17 protein-coding genes are annotated in these 17,114 nt (G+C 42.4%); 14 read left to right on the top strand and 3 right to left on the bottom strand.

Going from position 1 to position 17,114, the window contains the following annotated elements; translation table 11 throughout:
- Positions 1–113: 113 nt before the first annotated feature.
- Complete coding sequence (locus ACFSQ3_RS01490) at positions 114–1,370, top strand: hypothetical protein (protein WP_380866874.1); 1,257 nt, start codon at positions 114–116, stop codon at positions 1,368–1,370.
- A gap of 502 nt (positions 1,371–1,872) precedes the next feature.
- Here the strand turns inward: ACFSQ3_RS01490 and ACFSQ3_RS01495 are convergent.
- Positions 1,873–3,222 (bottom strand): NfeD family protein, encoded by a 1,350-nt coding sequence (locus ACFSQ3_RS01495; RefSeq protein WP_380866875.1) that lies wholly within the window; start codon positions 3,220–3,222, stop codon positions 1,873–1,875.
- 37 nt (positions 3,223–3,259) lie between these two features.
- Between ACFSQ3_RS01495 and ACFSQ3_RS01500 the strand changes: the two genes are divergently transcribed.
- The 11 genes from ACFSQ3_RS01500 (at position 3,260) to ACFSQ3_RS01550 (ending at position 14,176) form a co-directional block, all read left to right on the top strand.
- Entirely contained in the window at positions 3,260–4,015 is a 756-nt protein-coding gene (locus ACFSQ3_RS01500; RefSeq protein ID WP_380866876.1) for a hypothetical protein, read from the top strand.
- 9 nt (positions 4,016–4,024) lie between these two features.
- Positions 4,025–4,903 (top strand): muramidase family protein, encoded by an 879-nt coding sequence (locus ACFSQ3_RS01505; RefSeq protein ID WP_380866878.1) that lies wholly within the window; start codon positions 4,025–4,027, stop codon positions 4,901–4,903.
- Positions 4,904–4,907: 4 nt separating this feature from the next.
- Entirely contained in the window at positions 4,908–5,543 is a 636-nt protein-coding gene (locus tag ACFSQ3_RS01510; protein ID WP_380866879.1) for a uridine kinase family protein, read from the top strand.
- Positions 5,544–5,795: 252 nt separating this feature from the next.
- Positions 5,796–6,302, top strand: coding sequence for a DUF4442 domain-containing protein (locus ACFSQ3_RS01515; RefSeq protein ID WP_380866881.1), 507 nt, complete (start codon positions 5,796–5,798; stop codon positions 6,300–6,302).
- Positions 6,299–6,751 carry a hypothetical protein gene (locus tag ACFSQ3_RS01520; RefSeq protein WP_380866882.1) on the top strand — a complete coding sequence of 151 codons (453 nt, stop codon included), beginning with the start codon at positions 6,299–6,301 and terminating at the stop codon, positions 6,749–6,751. Before ACFSQ3_RS01515 ends, ACFSQ3_RS01520 begins: the two co-directional genes overlap by 4 nt.
- Before the next feature lie 31 nt (positions 6,752–6,782).
- On the top strand, positions 6,783–7,409 hold the full coding sequence (locus tag ACFSQ3_RS01525) for an SCO family protein (protein WP_380866884.1): 627 nt from the start codon (positions 6,783–6,785) through the stop codon (positions 7,407–7,409).
- Positions 7,409–7,828 (top strand): c-type cytochrome, encoded by a 420-nt coding sequence (locus tag ACFSQ3_RS01530; protein WP_380866886.1) that lies wholly within the window; start codon positions 7,409–7,411, stop codon positions 7,826–7,828. The genes ACFSQ3_RS01525 and ACFSQ3_RS01530 overlap by 1 nt, the downstream gene beginning before the upstream one ends.
- A gap of 120 nt (positions 7,829–7,948) precedes the next feature.
- A complete protein-coding gene (locus ACFSQ3_RS01535) occupies positions 7,949–8,536 on the top strand; it encodes a TetR/AcrR family transcriptional regulator (RefSeq protein ID WP_380866887.1) in 588 nt (195 codons plus the stop codon).
- 2 nt (positions 8,537–8,538) lie between these two features.
- The gene (locus ACFSQ3_RS01540; RefSeq protein WP_380866889.1) at positions 8,539–9,867 is read left to right on the top strand and encodes a TolC family protein; all 1,329 of its coding nucleotides are present in this window, start codon (positions 8,539–8,541) and stop codon (positions 9,865–9,867) included.
- Between the two features lie 12 nt (positions 9,868–9,879).
- Positions 9,880–10,986, top strand: a complete 1,107-nt coding sequence (locus ACFSQ3_RS01545) for an efflux RND transporter periplasmic adaptor subunit (protein ID WP_380866891.1) — start codon at positions 9,880–9,882, stop codon at positions 10,984–10,986.
- A gap of 19 nt (positions 10,987–11,005) precedes the next feature.
- A complete protein-coding gene (locus ACFSQ3_RS01550) occupies positions 11,006–14,176 on the top strand; it encodes an efflux RND transporter permease subunit (protein WP_380866893.1) in 3,171 nt (1,056 codons plus the stop codon).
- Positions 14,177–14,192: 16 nt separating this feature from the next.
- Here the strand turns inward: ACFSQ3_RS01550 and ACFSQ3_RS01555 are convergent, their stop codons facing one another.
- A complete protein-coding gene (locus tag ACFSQ3_RS01555) occupies positions 14,193–14,780 on the bottom strand; it encodes a hypothetical protein (protein ID WP_380866895.1) in 588 nt (195 codons plus the stop codon).
- Between the two features lie 16 nt (positions 14,781–14,796).
- Positions 14,797–15,804 carry a DNA polymerase III subunit delta gene (gene holA, locus ACFSQ3_RS01560; protein WP_380866897.1) on the bottom strand — a complete coding sequence of 336 codons (1,008 nt, stop codon included), beginning with the start codon at positions 15,802–15,804 and terminating at the stop codon, positions 14,797–14,799.
- Positions 15,805–15,888: 84 nt separating this feature from the next.
- On the opposite strand from holA, the gene ACFSQ3_RS01565 reads away from it, so the two are divergent.
- A complete protein-coding gene (locus tag ACFSQ3_RS01565; RefSeq protein WP_380866899.1) occupies positions 15,889–16,365 on the top strand; it encodes a type I restriction enzyme HsdR N-terminal domain-containing protein in 477 nt (158 codons plus the stop codon).
- Between the two features lie 46 nt (positions 16,366–16,411).
- Positions 16,412–17,110, top strand: coding sequence for an ATP-dependent Clp endopeptidase proteolytic subunit ClpP (clpP, locus tag ACFSQ3_RS01570; protein WP_380866901.1), 699 nt, complete (start codon positions 16,412–16,414; stop codon positions 17,108–17,110).
- Positions 17,111–17,114 lie beyond the last annotated feature (4 nt).

The following is a 17,114-nucleotide window of genomic DNA, read 5'->3' on the forward strand; positions in this document are numbered from 1 at the left end:
AAATCTATTGAATCGAAAAAATAAATATTAATTTAGAAAAAGGGATTAAACCCCCTCTTTAATTAGGGGTCTAAGTTAAGAATTAGGACTGTAATTATCGAAAGATTAACGGGATGAGCATCATGAAACAGCATCGAATATACTACGGAGTTTTTGCTTTATTAGCAATATTACTTACCAGCTCTTGCTCTAGCAAGCGCTATGGCGTCGCATCACGAGATCGCGGCGTATATCAAAGTCCGGATTATTACTATTCTGGTACGGAAGGTAGTAGCTCCGCGCAGAGCAATTATTACGCAGATGAATATCAAGACGAATATTCGGACGAAGCGGAATTGGACGAAGTGTACGCCGAAGGAAATACCAATCAAGGTGGGTTTTATGATGACGAATTTAGCGATTTAGAATACGCAAACCGCATCAATCGTTTTTATCATACAAGCCCGGGCATGATGTATTACGATCCTTGGTTTGATCCTTGGATGGGATACGGTGGCTGGGGCCTCGGCATGAATGCAGGTTTTGGCTGGGGAGCCGGATGGGGCTGGGGAGCTGGCTTCGGATGGGGTTCACCTTGGCGCATGGGCTTTGGTTGGGGCAACAGTTGGGGTTGGGGAGGATTTAGTCCTTGGGGATTTAATTCCTTCTACTCGCCGTGGGGTCATCCATATTATGGGCATTTCGGACACGGCTACTATTCTGGCTATGTGAATAACAATTATTACTATAACCGTGGTACTCGCGGAGCAAGTGGACGCGCTTACGCAGGCGGTTCGCGTGGCGCAAGCAGTTTGACGAGCAGAGGAGCAAGTGGAAGAACGAGTGGCCGTGTTTCGCGCGATGCAAGCGGAAGAATTTTAACGGGTACTGCCGCCGGTCGAAGCAGAGGAGCTGTTGCTAGTAGCGGAAGAGGCGCATCTGGAAGAGGCGCAGCATCAACCGTATCACGTGGTGCAGCATCTGGACGAGGAACGGGAGCTCCTGCATCGGGACGTGCGGTTGGATCTTCAGAGAGAGGCGCAAGTGGACGTTATGGACGAGAAACTGGTACAGTGAGTCGTGGTGCATCGCAACGCGGTACAATGGGAACATCTCGTCAGGGAACTGGCAGATCGCAAGGAACAATGAGCAGAGGCGCTTCATCGAGAGGTACGAATATGGGTCGTAGTACTGCTCCAAGATCTACAGCACCTTCTTCGCGCGGTAGCATGAGCAGAGGCTCTGCTCCAACACGCTCAAGCGGAAGCACAATGAGCCGTGGCGCATCTGGAAGTAGCATGAGCAGAGGTTCTTCCGGCGGTGGCGGAATGAGTCGCGGTAGTTCTGGAGGTGGAGGTGCAAGTCGCGGTGCTTCTGGACGCGGAAGATAATAGTTCTGTAAAAGAACGTATGTAGTGCAAAAAGCGAGGTTTGGAAGTATTTTCCAAACCTCGCTTTTTTATTTGCATTAAATTGTACAAAATAAAACTTTTGCTTGATGAAGATGTAGTTTGTTCTCCGCCGTATAACTTTGTAAACCAGCTTTATTAGGTTTGCAAAACCCAATTAGCTAAAGCCATTTCTGCCAATGCCGTTCTTATATAAGAGGAACGGTAACAACACCTTGCAGTTAGTTCGATTTACAGTAAATTCCTATTCTTATGTATAGAGGCCAATTAGCTATTACTTAAAATAGCCTTCCGATAATTATTAAACAAACTGTCTTCCGGAGCGGACCTAGCGACGAGATTACGCAATTGGGATAATCCGTGGATAAGGATAATTCTGTATATTAAATAACGATGCAGGCACACCCGCTTTTCTATTGAATCTAATAGATTAGATTATCCAACACCTTTTACCTCGACACCCGTTTTGAACAATATTCCCAATTTATTCAGCCGGTGCTACATATTTTCGAACGAACAATGTGTAGTTCTCGTGCTTCACAACGACTACTCGTTCTCCCAAATCAATAAATCCATCCATCGCTACCGCTTCATACCAACCGCCTTCAATTTCTATCTTTCCGGAAGGACGCAATACCGTTGAAGCTACACCGACTTGATTAATCAAGCTTAATTTGGGTACAGAGGACGTGTAACCACCTTCCGCCAATTGTTCATCGGCAAGCACTAGTTTGCGAAACGCCGGCGAACGTAACAAATTTTTACCAAAAATAACCATCAGCACGACGGATAATACCATGGCACCTAAAACGACCAAAAATGCTTCCATTAATAATCCTGGTTTGGAAAGTTGAAAATCTAAAAAATCGTTGGCTACCATCGAAAAAGCCAAACCACACAGCATACATATAATTCCGGCAATTCCGGCTACGCCGAAACCTGGAATAACAAAAACCTCCAAAGCCATAAGGATTACGCCGACGACAAATATCGCAATCTCCCAATGATCCGCTAACCCTTGTAAGTACAATGGAGCAAAAAACAAGCCCCCACAAACGACAGCGACCACGCCTGCAAAACCCAGCCCAGGCGTTTGCATCTCCACATAAATCCCACCAATAATCCCCATAATAAGCAATCCGCTAACCAAAGGATTGATTAAAAATGCGATCAGACGATCGATCATCGTGGTTTGATGCACCGTAATTTGCGGATCCGCAACACCCAATTTCTCATAAATCTGTGCCGTGGATTTCACTTCGGCATCGGCCAACCCCGCTTTCACAGATTCGGAAGCGGTCAAGGTAAGTAGTTTCCCATCTTCTTTCAAGCTAGGCACCGAAATGCTGGGATCTACGAATGCCTCTGCCATCCGCGCATTTCGCCCTTTTGCTTCCGCAGTAGCGCGCATCAATCCACGCATGTAGGATTGGTATTTTTCGGGAAGTACTTCGCCTGAACCGTCCACCACCGTAGCAGCTCCCAAACTCGCGCCCGAATGCATAAAAATATGATCCGTAGCTAGCGAGATCAAAGCGCCAGCGGAAGCTGCATTGTTGTTGATGTAAACAACGGTTTTCATGTCAGCATTTAAAAGCATCGAACGTATGCTATCTGCGAAATTGACGGCACCTCCGAAGGTATTCAACTCCATCAACAAATAATCCGCTTTCGATTCTTTGGCTTTAGCATATGCGTTTTTGGCGACGTACCAAGCTCCCGGCCCGATCTCGTCTTTAATACTGAATTCGTACACGCGTTGCGCATAGCCCGGCATGCTCAAGACGGCAAAGAAAATTACCATCAGCGACGCTATTTTTATAATTTTGTTCATAATAGTTTGCTCTATAGGCACCATTGGAAAGGCACACATGACTAAAAATACGATAAAAAAAGCGTTTCATAAAGACTTTGTTCATAATATTTGGAAGATGGAAGTGGATGGATATAGCGATAAAATGGCTGTTGAAATTCGCAATGCGGAAACTACACGTCCAACTTTCGTAGTTATCGATTACAAATTTGGGAATACCATTATGAATTACACCACGGATTCTAAAGAATGGACTATGGAAGGCGTGCAGAAAGATTACCTCGTTTTGAAACAAGTGGGAGAACAAACGCCGACTAAAGAAGGTATTCAGATCATTTGCATTAGCGAGGAAAAGCAAGTGATGTTAAGCTACGAATACGTGCTATTGGAAATGTTTGAGGATTATTTATTGGTTCGACCGAGAAGCTTTACGCAGGGCGGGGAACAGCTTTTGCGCATTGCAGATGGGCAACGTTTTTCGATCCAAGAAAAAGTTGTAAATGAGATACCCATCAATCGTGTTAATTTCCCCATCCCCTATGCGGAAATGCCGATTTTTTTTGCAGATGAACCTATTCAGGAGCAATTATGGTTAAGCAAGATCGATGAGAAAACTTTTGCTTGGGCTTATCACACAAAAGACAAAAGCACCTACGACTTACATTTAGCCATCAGCACCACAGATACCATCGTCGACACCGAAATTGTGCAAACGGATCTTAAAAAAATGTTTCCCCAACCTTATTTTCAAGTGGATGATCGATTATTCTTTCTAGCAGATAATAAACATGAAATTGTTTCGTATTTAGTATAATTGCAAAATATGTTAGAATTGGTATCAAAGCGGGCATTCGGTAGCCTCGCCATGTTAGTTTTGGGTTTGTTGCTCGTGCTCTCTCCAGCGCAAGCACAAGAACAGCAAACAGAAGTAGTGAATGGGAAGACATATATTATCCACCAGATAAAATCCAAAGAAACCTATTATTCGTTAAGCAGAACATACAATATTCCGGTTAATGACATTATGGCTGCGAATAATAAAAAAGGACTGCGTGTTGGCGATAGCGTACGCATTCCTAGCAATATGAACGAAGATAGAAGTCAACTTACTCCTTCGGCGAATGCTAGTAATCCGGCCGAAACCATTTCTTCGGATCAGATATTAACTGAATACAAAGTGGGCACGAGCGAAACATTGTATTCCATCGCAAAACGATTCAAAACCAATGTTAACGATATAAAAAGATTAAACAATCTAAAATCCGACAGTTTGCGTGAAGGACAACTTTTGCGTATTCCTGACGGTGCGTTGCCGCCGGAACCACAACAACAGCAAGCACCAACTGTTACAGAACCGGAAAAAGACGATATTATCCCCGATGTACCGGTGCGCGACATCGAAGCGAAGCGCTACGGCGTACGGGAAACCACCGAAAAAGGAATTGGCATTTGGATGAATAATTTGGAGACAAGGAATAATAGCAACTTGGCGTTGCATAAAACAGCCCCAATCGGAACCATATTAAAGATCACCAATCCTATCTCGAAAAGCGTAACCTATGCTAAGGTAGTGGGCAAGTTTACAGACAATAAAGACACACACGACGCATTGGTGGTAATTTCAAAATCTGCCGCAGCGTACATTGGCGCGGTCGACAAGCGCTTTAGAATTGAAATCACTTACGGAATCCCAACAGAATAGATAGATGGAAAAGCCTTACGTAATCGGCATAGCAGGAAGCAGTGGATCCGGAAAAACATTCTTCTTAAACAGTTTTCTGAATCATTTCGATCAGAAAGATGTAACATTGATTTCTCAGGATGATTATTACATCCCTGCCAACACAAAAACGCGCGAAGAAAACCGTTTATACAACTTTGATTTGCCAACGGCGATCGATCGCGCATCGTTCTACAATGATATCAATGAGCTATTCGAAGGAAAAAGCATTTTGAAAGAGGAATACCTCTTCAACAATCCCAACGCCAAACCGCGTATGCTGAAAATCGAACCCGCACCTATTTTGGTGGTAGAAGGTTTATTCATTTTCCATTACGAAGAAGTAAATAAATTATTGGATTACCGCATTTTTATCGATGCTAATGAAGAAATTGCACTTCGTCGCCGTCTGAAAAGAGATTTAGAAGAACGGGGTTACGATCACGATGATGTGATGTATAAGTGGATTAATCACGTGATGCCGTCATTTCAGTCGTACCTTTTTCCGCATAAGGAAGAATGCAATTTGGTTATTCACAATAATACCGACGATCCGGAAGTTATCAATAATTACACGCGTGATATTGTCAACGAACTGAAAGTCAAACTCAGTGGTTTATAATTTATCAGGAGTTTTGTAGTATATTTGTAGCATGTGCGGCGAAGATAACTTTATCGGATTACCTGTGATTGACAATGAAGTCAACATGGCCAATTGGTCATCGAAGGGGCTTTGGGGTTTTGGTGATAGTGAGCTGTATGCTTTCAAAAAGTGCTGTAAGAAATACAAAAAGGGCAAAAGGTGCAAAAAATGCCCAGATAGGTAAGCGCAGTAGCTGCCGGATACTATTCCATAAAAGCTTAAGTTTGCAGGATGAGGTATACACCGAATAAAGTTAAATGGTTACTCCGTTTTTACCCGCCGTTTCTTTTTCAACGAATTTGGGTAAAAAACATTAGTCCGGGTTACACTGGAGCCGATGTAAAAATCCGCAAGAGCTTTCTGAACCTCAATGCTAACCGAACCATTTTCGGTGGCACAATTTTTTCAGCCATTGATCCGATTTATCCTGTCTTAATCGATGCTTACATCCGAAGCCATGGATTCAAAAAAACAGTAGCTTGGTTAAAATCAGCTCGTATTGAATACAAAAAACCCGGACATCGAAGTCTTCATTTTTCTGTTCGACTGAACGAAAAAGAGATGGAATCTATCCTCCATACTATACGCGAAGAAGGCAAAGTAATTCGAACGTTTTCTACCGACATTTTTGACAACGACGGCATCCATTGTGCCACCGTACACAACGAAGTTTACATTCGAAACCTGCAATTCGACAATAATTTAAACAACACATCAACAAAACATAAAGGGTTATGAACAGACCATTTTTATTTGCAGCTTATATAAGTATTGCTGCATTTACGATGACCTCGTGTCAGAACACGAAAACCAAAGGTAAAGAAGATCAAGACAGCGTCGAGTCGTTATCTGCAAAGGCTATTGAAGTACACGACGAAATCATGCCGCAGATTTCAAAATTCGATAAAACGTCCGTTAAATTGGACTCTCTATTAAATGCACTGTCTTCTGCGAAAACAAACGATCCAACGTTGGACACTACAGCTGTTCGTACAGAGTTGACTACGTTGAAAGCTGATATCGAATCGGCAACAGATGCCATGATGGATTGGATGCGCAACTATCGTTTGGATAGCTTGGATGCAACATATCAGTCTGCCGAAGTGGAAAGAATAAAAGCAATGCGAGGCGAATTCGAAACGGTAAACAAACGAATCGATTCGGTTATGAATGTACACAACAAGTAATATGCGCAGCAACAAAAGAATCTTTTTTGGAATGGCTTGCGCGTTAGGTGTTCTATTGGCGTCCTGCGAAGGTCAATCAAAAAAACTGCCCATTTACGGACATCGCGAACCGGTCGAAAAAACGGTCGATGGAAAAACAATCGTTGACACCATTTACCAAACCATTCCAGCCTTTCAATTTGTAAATCAAGACAGTGCGGTGCTAACTGACGATTTTTTCAAAGACAAAATCTACGTCGCGAATTTCTTTTTCACGCATTGTCCGAGCATCTGCCCTACCATGCAACGCAATATGCTAAAAGTTTATGAAGGCTACAAAAATGATAATCGCATCGCGTTTCTTTCGCACAGTATCGATTTTAAATACGATCAGCCACATGTACTAAAAGCCTATGCTGAAAAGTTGGGTGTAGATAATGATCAATGGCAATTCGTTAACGGAAGCAAAGCCGAAATATATGGCATCGCCGAGAAATATTTGGTGTACACGGCAGAAGATGCCAATGCGCCGGGCGGTTACGATCATCAAGGATATTTGGTGCTTATCGACAAGCAAAAACGCATTCGAGGCGCGTATGATGGAACTGAAGATGAGCAGGTAAATAAATTACAGGAAGATATCAAAATCTTACTTGCAGAAACCGACAAAGAATCTTGATGCAAACAAGGATTGCCATATTTATTGCCGGGATCGTGTTTTGCATGGCAGCTATGCATAGTTGTCATGCAAAACACGATATTAAAACCATGCAATATGTTACTAATGGCGAAAAAGTATATCGCGCACACTGCCAAAATTGCCACGGTGGACAGGGTGAAGGCTTGGGAAAGCTGTATCCACCGCTAACCGATCCACAATATTTAAAGGAAAACCACGAATTGCTACCTCGGATCATTCGATATGGCTTACGCGATACGATTCACGTTTCCGGAAACACATACGCCGAAAATATGCCCGCCATTCCTGAGCTTACTGAAATCGATATTGCTTATGTTTTGTCGTACATAACAATTCGTTTTGGCGAAGCTGAAAAGAAATACGAGCTCGACGAAGTTAAAGCTTCGCTAAAGCGTTAGCTTGCTAGTATCATTGTACATTCATTCATAAAAATTCACTTTTTACCACTCTCCTAATTTTTCTATAACGAAAATTTGACATTCGTGTATAAGCAAAATGCCTACATTTGCCACTACCGAATGAACGTTCAATTGATAGACAAAAGAGAGATTATCTTCGAAAGCTCGGTCGAGCTATTGCAAGATCACGGGTTCCATGGAACACCTATGAGCCAAATTGCCAAAAAGGCAAACGTATCCGTCGGAACGATCTACCATTACTTCGATTCAAAAGAAACGCTTATCATGGAGTTGTACGGCTATTGCAAATGTAGACTCATGCGTTATTTGTTCGAAGGTTTGGCGACCAACACCGAAAACTACGAAACACATTTTAGAATAACTTGGAAAAGGTTTGTTCAATTTTATCTTGATCATCCGCATTATTTCCGATTTATGAATCAATTTTACTCATCTCCATTTTATGAAATGGAATACGTAAAAAGAGAAAAAACAAAAAAAACATGGGCCATTTCTATTCAACAATTTTTGGAATTTGGCGTAGAGAAAAAAACACTTATTAATACCAGTACAGAAATTCTATGGTCAGCCTATATTGGGGTTGCCGTTTCTTTTCTCAAATCCATCCATTTCGGTAAGATGGAAATGACTGATAAAAACATGGAAGAAATGGTAGATATAGTCTGGAAATCTATAAAAGCAGCTTAAACATGATTCGGCAAATAAAAAACATTGTATTATCTCTCTGTTTAGGATTATCAACATTTTCCTTAATAGCGCAAGAAAAAGAAGAAGAACTCCCGGTAACGCCCAGTCTGCAACAGCTTCTAGATTACGCTTTAGTCAACAGTATCAATATTCGCAATGCGTATTTAGGAGAAGAAATCGGTGAAAAAGAAATTCAGTCTGCATTATCAGGTTATTACCCGCAAGTCATGGCTTCCGGAACTTTAAATCACTATTTGGAAATTCCCACCAACATTATCGGTGGCAATCTCATTCAAATGGGACAAAGAAATACAAGTAATGTGATAGCAGAAGCGAATCAAGCTTTGTTAAACCCCGATCTTATGCGTGCTTCGCGCGCGGCGCGATTGATTCGTGAACGTACTAAACAGACTGTTGAAGAACAAAAGATTAGCACGGTGGTGGACGTCAGCAAAGCATATTATGACATCCTAACTACCGAAGAGCAGATCAAGATTATCCAAGAAAACATATCGCGTATCCAACGTCAGTTTACCGATGCCAACGTGCGTTATGAGGTAGGATTGGTGGATAAGACTGATTACAAGCGCGCGCAAATCTCATTGAACAATGCGCAAGCGGAATTGAAGAAAACCCATGAGTTTCGAAAGTATAAATACGATTTTCTGAAGCAATTATTGGCTCTTCCTGTATCGCACCTGATGGATCTATCTTTCAACAAGGAAAACTTGGAAGCACGCGTATTACTCGATACTACCGATGTTTTGGATGAGGAACGTCGTATCGAATACCGTCAATTAGTAAACATGAAGCGCGAACAAGAATTAAACACGCAGTTTCAGAAATGGCAATTCCTACCTACCATCGGTGCTTACGCAAATTATCAACTTAATTTTTTTAATCCGCGCTTTGGCGATCTTTACAATCGTTCCTTCCCGAATTCCGCAGTGGGATTAACCTTATCTATTCCCATTTTTCAAGGATTAAGACGTCATCATGAAATCCGTAAATCGCAATTGCAAGAGATGCAACTGGAATGGGATATGGTCGATTTGAAAAATCGAATTGGCGTAGAATATTCACAAGCGATTACCAATTATCGCGCGTATATGACTGATTGGAAGATGAGCAGAGAAAATGTTGCGCTGTCCGAGGAAGTTTATAATATCATCAAACTACAATATGATGAAGGTATCAAAACTTATTTAGATTTGATGATATCTGAGACAGATCTGCGCACCAGTCAACTGAATTATTTAAATGCACTATATACACTACTTGCCAGCAAAATCGACGTGGAGCGTGCGCTCGGCAATGTCCAAATTCAATAATCCTAGCGAAACATGACAAAGAACAACCTATTTTATATGCTTTTATTGGGGTCAGCTGCCCTTCTACAAGCTTGCGGAGGAAATAAAAAGGAATCAGCACCTAGTGGAAATACCGCGAAAAATGTAAGTGCATTCGCGGTGGAAGAGCAAATTGTTACAGGTTATCAGGAATACCCGGCTTACGTGGTGCCTTTAATGGAGACCGAACTTCGCGCGGAGGTTTCCGGATATGTAACCAGCATTTCGGTGGCTGATGGAGCTATTGTAGCAAAGGGACAGAAATTATATGAAATCGATCGTACACGCTATGCAGCGGAAGTAGAACGTGCTAAAGCAACCCTTGCGATTGCAGAATCTGATCTAGAGCGTGTAAATCGTGATTTAGGAAGATACAAGAAGCTTGCAGCAAGTGATGCCATTGCGCGACAAACTTTAGATTATGCAGAAACCGATTTGATCAATCAGCGTGCGCAAGTACAATCGGCTAAAGCAGCGCTTGAAAATGCAAATACAAATTTGAATCGTTCTGTTATTTATGCTCCATTCGCCGGGTCGGTGGGCATTTCTCAAGTGCGCACAGGGGCTTTAGTTACTGCCGGCACTACGCTTTTAAATACGTTGTCGACTTCCAATCCTATTACCGTAGAATTCCAAGTAAATGAACGTGATATAGATCGCGTGTTGGAGTTGCAAAAAAGCAATGCTTCTTCCGGTATAGAAGTACGTTTACCTGATGGATCAATTTATGGGGAATCTGGGAAAATCAGTGTTATTGACCGCGCTATCGATAGGACAACAGGCACACTGCGCGTTCGAGCTACCTTCCAAAATCCGCAAGGAAAATTACGCGCTGGCATGAACTTAACGCTTCGTTTAGCAAATACATCGTTGGATAAACAATTGGTAGTTCCTTTGCGCGCAGTCATTGAGCAATTAGGAGCGAAAAGCATCTTCACGATCAGCGACAGCAGTACCGCAGTTTTCAATCAAGTGCAACTTGGTACTAAGTTCGACGATAAAGTTGTTGTGTTGAAGGGTTTACAAGCGGGTCAGCAAGTCGTGGTAGATGGAGCAAGCAACTTGTCAGAAGGAGATAAATTGTCTATTCAACATAAATAGGCATTATAGATAGAAAAATATGATATCAGAAGTTTTTATACGACGGCCGATAACCGCAATGGTGATTTCGATATTGATCTGTATTTTAGGGGTCATTTCGATTGTTACCTTGCCCATCAGTCAATACCCCAATATTGCTCCACCAACCGTAACCGTTCAGGCAACTTACACTGGAGCAGATGCACAAACGGTAGAACAAACGGTTACCACACCGATTGAAAGTCAGATCAATGGTACGCCGGGAATGATCTATATGCAATCGAATAGTACTTCCGATGGTATGTCAAGGATTACGGTAACCTTTGAAGTAGGTACGGATATCGACATTGCCACATTAGATGTACAAAATCGAGTAGGTATTGCTGAGCCAGTTCTTCCAGAATCGGTTCGGCGTTTAGGTGTTATTACACGTAAAGCGAATGCCGATGCATTGATGATGATCTCTCTAATTTCGCCAAACGGCACGCGCGACAATAAGTTTTTGGCTAACTATGCTAACTTATATGTGCGTGATGCGATTTTACGGGTGAAGGGAGTAGGTGATGTGATGGCTTTTGGACAGCCATTCTCCATGCGTGTTTGGTTGGATGCCAACAAACTATCGAACCTCGGATTGACTCCAGCTGATGTAAGCGCAGCTATTCAAGAGCAAAACTCTCGTGTTCCTGGTGGTAATGTCGGTGGTCAACCGCAAGCCTCGTCACAAGTTTTCGAATATTCTATCGTAACGGACAGCGATCTTAGCACAGAAGAAGATTTTGAAGATATTATCGTAAAAACAAATTTGGACGGTTCCATCGTGCTATTGAAAGATGTAGCTCGTGTTGAATTGGGTCAGTTTATGTACACCACATCTACAAAAGTGAATGGTGTAATCTCCACCGGAATGATGGTTAACCAAATGCCGGGAGGAAACGCAGTAGAAACGGCGGACGGAATCTATTCCACGTTGGAACAACTGAAAAAATCCTTTCCAAATGATGTGGATTATCTCGTCAGTTACGAAACGGTATCTGTAGTCCACGCGTCTATTGATTCCGTATTACATACCTTAGTAGAAGCGCTGATCTTAGTAACAATTGTTGTATTCTTCTTCTTACAAAGTTGGCGGGCAACATTGATCCCAGTATTAGCTATTCCAGTTTCTATTATCGGTACGTTTATCTTCTTCAACTTACTTGGTTTCTCCATCAACAACTTGACCATGCTGGCATTCGTGCTTGCTATTGGTATCGTGGTGGATGACGCGATTGTCGTTGTAGAAGCTGTACAGCATTATATCGATCATGATAAGATGGATGCTAAAGAAGCGACGCGAAAGGCCATGCAAGATATTACCGCGCCGGTTATTGCTATCGCATTAATTTTGGCAGCGGTATTCGTTCCGGTAGGGTTCATTCCGGGAATGGTCGGCGTATTGTATCAACAGTTTGCTATTACGATTGCTGTTTCTGTGCTACTTTCTGCGTTTATCGCGTTGACATTAACGCCGGCACTATGCTCGATTATGCTAAAACCATCGCCCATCAATAAGGATGCGCGCGGTGTCAATCGATTGTTCTACAAGTTCAATGTATGGTTCGATAATGTGACGAATAAGTATTCTCGTGGTGTGCAGAAATCTATAAAAGCAACGCCATTGGTACTTATCCTTTTGCTCTGTATTTTCATCGGAACTGGAGTCATGTTTGGCAAAAAGCCAACCGGCTTTATTCCTAAAGAAGATAACGGGCTGTTTATGATGGGTGTTACCCTACCGGAGGGATCTTCCAATGGTCGTACGAATGTGGTGCTGGATGAAATTTACAAACGTATTTCCGATTCTATTCCTGAAGTAAAATACATGACGCAAATCTCCGGCATGAACTTATTGAATCGTTCGGCGAAGCCAAACAATGGATCGTTCTTTGTTTTCATGAAGCCTTGGAACGAACGCAGCCGTACCAACGAAGATGTGATTTCGGAAGTGATGGCTATGTTTTCGCAATACAATAAGGCGAGTGTAATGGCGGTTGCCCCTCCACCGATTCCCGGTTTGGGATCGGTAGGTGGATTTTCGATTTTGATTCAAGATGAGCGCAGTATCGATATTAAGGAATTTGAAGCTATCACAAAGAAGTTTATTAGTGCAGCCAATCAGCGGCCGGAGATTGCAAGAGCGTACACACTGTTTAACACGAATACGCCAAACTATAAGCTTGATGTAAATCGTGAACAAGCAAAAGCCATGGGAGTTCCGGTTTCCGCAATTTATACTACGTTGTCCGCTTACATGGGAAGTAGCTACATCAACGACTTTACACTTTACGGACGTAACTTCCGCGTCGTTTCGCAAGCGGATACAAACTACCGCATGCAAATCGAAGATTTGAACAAACTGTATGTCCGCAATACGGCGGGACTACCTGTTCCTATGTCGACTTTAGCTCGTTATGAATTGGCAGAAGCGCCTGCTATGATTGGTCACTTCAACCTTTTTCGTGCCATCGAGGTAATGGGCGACGCTGGCCAAGGATACAGCTCTGGTGATGCATTGGCGGCGCTGGAGGAGGTCGCGCAAGAAACCTTGCCGGAAGGCTTCTCGTACGATTTCTCTGGAACCTCGCTTCAAGAAAAGGAATCGGGCGCACAAACTATTATTGTTTTTGCCCTCTGTATAATATTTGTATTTCTATTGTTGGCCTCACTTTATGAAAGTTGGTCGGTACCATTCTCTATCCTACTTTCTGTGCCTTTAGGTATATTCGGATCAATCTTAGCATTAACGTTGCTACCGAAAATTGACAACAACATTTTTGCTCAAATCGGTTTGATCACCATTATAGGTTTGGCAGCGAAGAATGCAATTTTGATCGTTGAATTTGCGAAAGAGCGTGTAGACGTTGGTATGAATCTAATCGAAGCGACCATCGAAGCTGTAAAACTTCGCTTGCGCCCGATCGTGATGACTTCATTCGCTTTCATTTTGGGTATTATTCCATTAATGTTGTCAAGCGGTGCGGGCGCAGTTTCCCGCCAAACGATCGGTTGGACGGTATTCGGCGGAATGGCGGCAGCGACGTTCCTAGCCATCTTTATTGTTCCTGTTTTGTTCGTCGCGATTACGCGATTGGCTTACGGAAAGAAAAAACTAGCCGAGTTAGAAGCTGGCTTCGATGAAGAAAAGAAAAGTAAATTAAGCGCGCACTAGCGCAAAACTGAAGTAACTATTTCAGCATCAACCCTACCGTCAAGTTTAGGTGTTGATGTTGAAATGGTTTTTTAAAATCATGTGCATTGCGATGCAATTGTTGATATCCATAGGATAACGAAACCGTATAATTCTTGCTGCTCATCGTTTCGTAAACGTAGGATAATCCGCCTCGGAAAAGAAATCCTCGATCGTAAACCGGACCAATCCGCGGCGCATAGCCCGCATTCCCAATTACACCGATCCAAGAATAATTATTGACGTAAAAAATAGGCGCACGGCCATCCAAAAATATCGGCATCAAATACGTATCATAATTAAATCGCGGCGAATTCCCGGCTCTGTTTATTTCTTTGCTTTGATACGATCCGCGAAACGTCTCGTTTCCCAAACCAATTCCGACATAGGCTCGATCCTGCAAATTTAATCCGAACACAAAATGTGTTGCATAGCCATTGAAGGCGCCATCGTACCCTGAGTTACTCACGCCAAACTGCCCTCCTAGTTGAAAAACAGTATAATACTGAGTTTGGGAAGTAGCCTTCATGGCAATCAAAAGGCATAATAGAAATAATGGAACAATGATTCGTTTTCGGTTCATCATGCGATTTCGTTACTGTCTAATGAATGATCTTGTACACCAATTCGCGAAGCAACTCGCCGGAAGTGGTATTCGGACCAACGTGCATTCCTTTGGATTTTAAATCATATTCTTTCAGCAAATTAATGACATCAAACATTTTGCGTCGGGAATAATTACGCGCGGCCATTTCGTAATCTTTGGTAAAAAATGGATGCACACCCAATTCCTTTGCTGCAGCTTGAGACGATTTGTCCGGCAAATAATGATATTTCAACACTTTAGTGAAATAGCTTCCCAAGGAACCAATCACAACCGGAATGGGATTCGATTTAGGATTAGCGGCAAAATAATCCACGATCTGAAATGCTTTGAAGACATTTTTTTTGGTTAATGCCGTGTTGAGTTCAAACACATTAAAATCCTTGCTAATTCCAATATTTCGTTCAATATCACTGATGTCCACTTCTTTATCCAATGCAACATTCAATAGTAACTTATCGATTTCGTTCGCCACTTTGGACAAATCTGTGCCTAAATAATCCGCCATCAGCGCCGCTGCTTGCGGATGAATACGCCTTCCTTCCGCTTGGAATTGATCAGCGATCCATGGCGCAACTTTATCGTCGTATAACTTTTTCGATTCTAAAACAATACCGGCTTTATCAGCCAGCTTATAGGTTTTCTTGCGTTTATCGACCAAGCCATATTTATGCGCCAACACCAAAATGGTCGTCGGCGTGGGCGATTCCAAATATTTCTGAAACAATTCATCATCTTTCCACTTCAAATTCTGCGCTTCTTTCACAAGAATAACTTGATAATCGCTCATCATCGGATAGCGTTTTGCTGCATTTACGATCGTAACGAAATCCGTATCCTTACCATACAAAATGGTTTGGTCGAAACCTTTTTGCGCATCGTTCAGTACACTGCCTTCAATCGCATCCGCGACCAAATCAATAAAATAGGATTCTTCGCCGTGCAACAAATATACAGGGCTGAATTTCCCCTTCTTTACGTCTGATAAAATTGTCTTCGCATCCACTTCACGAAAATACAGATTTTTCGCGTGCTACCGCAGTCTATCGAGGCAGGTTGTAATTTTATACCGTTATGCGTATTTTCGCACATGTTTACGCCGATCCCTTTGAACCTTCCACCTTGCGCATTAAAGCTCACTCAATCGGATCAGCAGACCTACGTTTTCGATGTTTTACGCAAAAAAAAGTTGCTATTGACACCAGAGGAATGGGTACGTCAGCATTGGATTCATTATCTTCATAATGAAAAGGGTTATCCAAAATCGCTGATGAAAACCGAAGGCGGATTGGTGCTTAATACGATGCAGAAGCGCAGTGATTTACTGGTGTACGACAGTTTCGGATCAAAGATTTTATTGGCAGAATTTAAGGCGCCAACTGTCAAAATTTCCGAAAAAACATTTTCACAGATCGCAAACTATAATAAAGTACATAAAATTCCGCTACTTTTGGTAAGTAACGGAATTGAGCATTATTATTGTAGAATAGATTTTCAGCGTGAAGACTTTACTTTTTTGGAAGATTTGCCAAGCTTCCAAACGGCAAGTTTGGCGCTACGCAGATAAATCGATTACATAACAAAACATTAACGGACCGAAAAAGGTTAAGTATATGAATATTGACAAAAACGAATTCAGAAAATACGCTATCAAACATCACCGTATTGGTAGTCAGCACGTAGATGGTTTTATCGGACGCGTAGAAAGCAACATCCCGACCAACCTTACGCCATACATCATCGAAGAGCGTCAATTGAACGTTGCTCAGATGGACGTTTTCTCCCGCTTAATGATGGATAGAATCATTTTCCTGGGAGATGGCATCAACGATCAGGTAGCGAACATTGTGCAAGCACAGCTTTTGTTTTTGCAATCAACGGATGCGCAACGGGATATTCAAATTTACATCAATTCACCAGGCGGAAGCGTTTACGCAGGTTTGGGTATTTACGATACGATGCAATATATTTCGCCAGATGTAGCAACCATCTGTACAGGTATGGCCGCTTCCATGGGAGCAGTTTTGCTTGTTGCCGGAGCGAAAGGCAAACGTGCGGCGTTACGCCATTCGCGCGTTATGATTCACCAGCCCTCTGGTGGTGCACAAGGCGTTGCTTCTGACATGGAGATCAATTTGCGCGAAATGTTGAAGCTGAAAAGCGAACTTTATAATATCATCGCAGAGCATTCTGGCCAAACTTATGATTGGGTAGAAAAATCATCAGACCGCGATTACTGGATGCGCGCTGAAGAAGCAAAAGAATACGGCATGATCGACGAAGTGTTGATGCCGAAAAAAGAAACGAAATAAGAAA

Source organism: Sphingobacterium corticis, from assembly GCF_042684745.1.
Taxonomy (GTDB): domain Bacteria; phylum Bacteroidota; class Bacteroidia; order Sphingobacteriales; family Sphingobacteriaceae; genus Sphingobacterium; species Sphingobacterium corticis.

What these genes read in the sequence shown, in the direction of transcription:
- ACFSQ3_RS01490 (WP_380866874.1), top strand. Translation starts at nt 114, where the DNA reads ATGAGCATCATGAAACAGCATCGAATATACTACGGAGTTTTTGCTTTA.
- ACFSQ3_RS01495 (WP_380866875.1), bottom strand. Translation starts at nt 3,222, where the DNA reads ATGAACAAAATTATAAAAATAGCGTCGCTGATGGTAATTTTCTTTGCC.
- ACFSQ3_RS01500 (WP_380866876.1), top strand. Translation starts at nt 3,260, where the DNA reads ATGACTAAAAATACGATAAAAAAAGCGTTTCATAAAGACTTTGTTCAT.
- ACFSQ3_RS01505 (WP_380866878.1), top strand. Translation starts at nt 4,025, where the DNA reads ATGTTAGAATTGGTATCAAAGCGGGCATTCGGTAGCCTCGCCATGTTA.
- ACFSQ3_RS01510 (WP_380866879.1), top strand. Translation starts at nt 4,908, where the DNA reads ATGGAAAAGCCTTACGTAATCGGCATAGCAGGAAGCAGTGGATCCGGA.
- ACFSQ3_RS01515 (WP_380866881.1), top strand. Translation starts at nt 5,796, where the DNA reads ATGAGGTATACACCGAATAAAGTTAAATGGTTACTCCGTTTTTACCCG.
- ACFSQ3_RS01520 (WP_380866882.1), top strand. Translation starts at nt 6,299, where the DNA reads ATGAACAGACCATTTTTATTTGCAGCTTATATAAGTATTGCTGCATTT.
- ACFSQ3_RS01525 (WP_380866884.1), top strand. Translation starts at nt 6,783, where the DNA reads ATGGCTTGCGCGTTAGGTGTTCTATTGGCGTCCTGCGAAGGTCAATCA.
- ACFSQ3_RS01530 (WP_380866886.1), top strand. Translation starts at nt 7,409, where the DNA reads ATGCAAACAAGGATTGCCATATTTATTGCCGGGATCGTGTTTTGCATG.
- ACFSQ3_RS01535 (WP_380866887.1), top strand. Translation starts at nt 7,949, where the DNA reads ATGAACGTTCAATTGATAGACAAAAGAGAGATTATCTTCGAAAGCTCG.
- ACFSQ3_RS01540 (WP_380866889.1), top strand. Translation starts at nt 8,539, where the DNA reads ATGATTCGGCAAATAAAAAACATTGTATTATCTCTCTGTTTAGGATTA.
- ACFSQ3_RS01545 (WP_380866891.1), top strand. Translation starts at nt 9,880, where the DNA reads ATGACAAAGAACAACCTATTTTATATGCTTTTATTGGGGTCAGCTGCC.
- ACFSQ3_RS01550 (WP_380866893.1), top strand. Translation starts at nt 11,006, where the DNA reads ATGATATCAGAAGTTTTTATACGACGGCCGATAACCGCAATGGTGATT.
- ACFSQ3_RS01555 (WP_380866895.1), bottom strand. Translation starts at nt 14,780, where the DNA reads ATGATGAACCGAAAACGAATCATTGTTCCATTATTTCTATTATGCCTT.
- ACFSQ3_RS01565 (WP_380866899.1), top strand. Translation starts at nt 15,889, where the DNA reads ATGTTTACGCCGATCCCTTTGAACCTTCCACCTTGCGCATTAAAGCTC.
- clpP (WP_380866901.1), top strand. Translation starts at nt 16,412, where the DNA reads ATGAATATTGACAAAAACGAATTCAGAAAATACGCTATCAAACATCAC.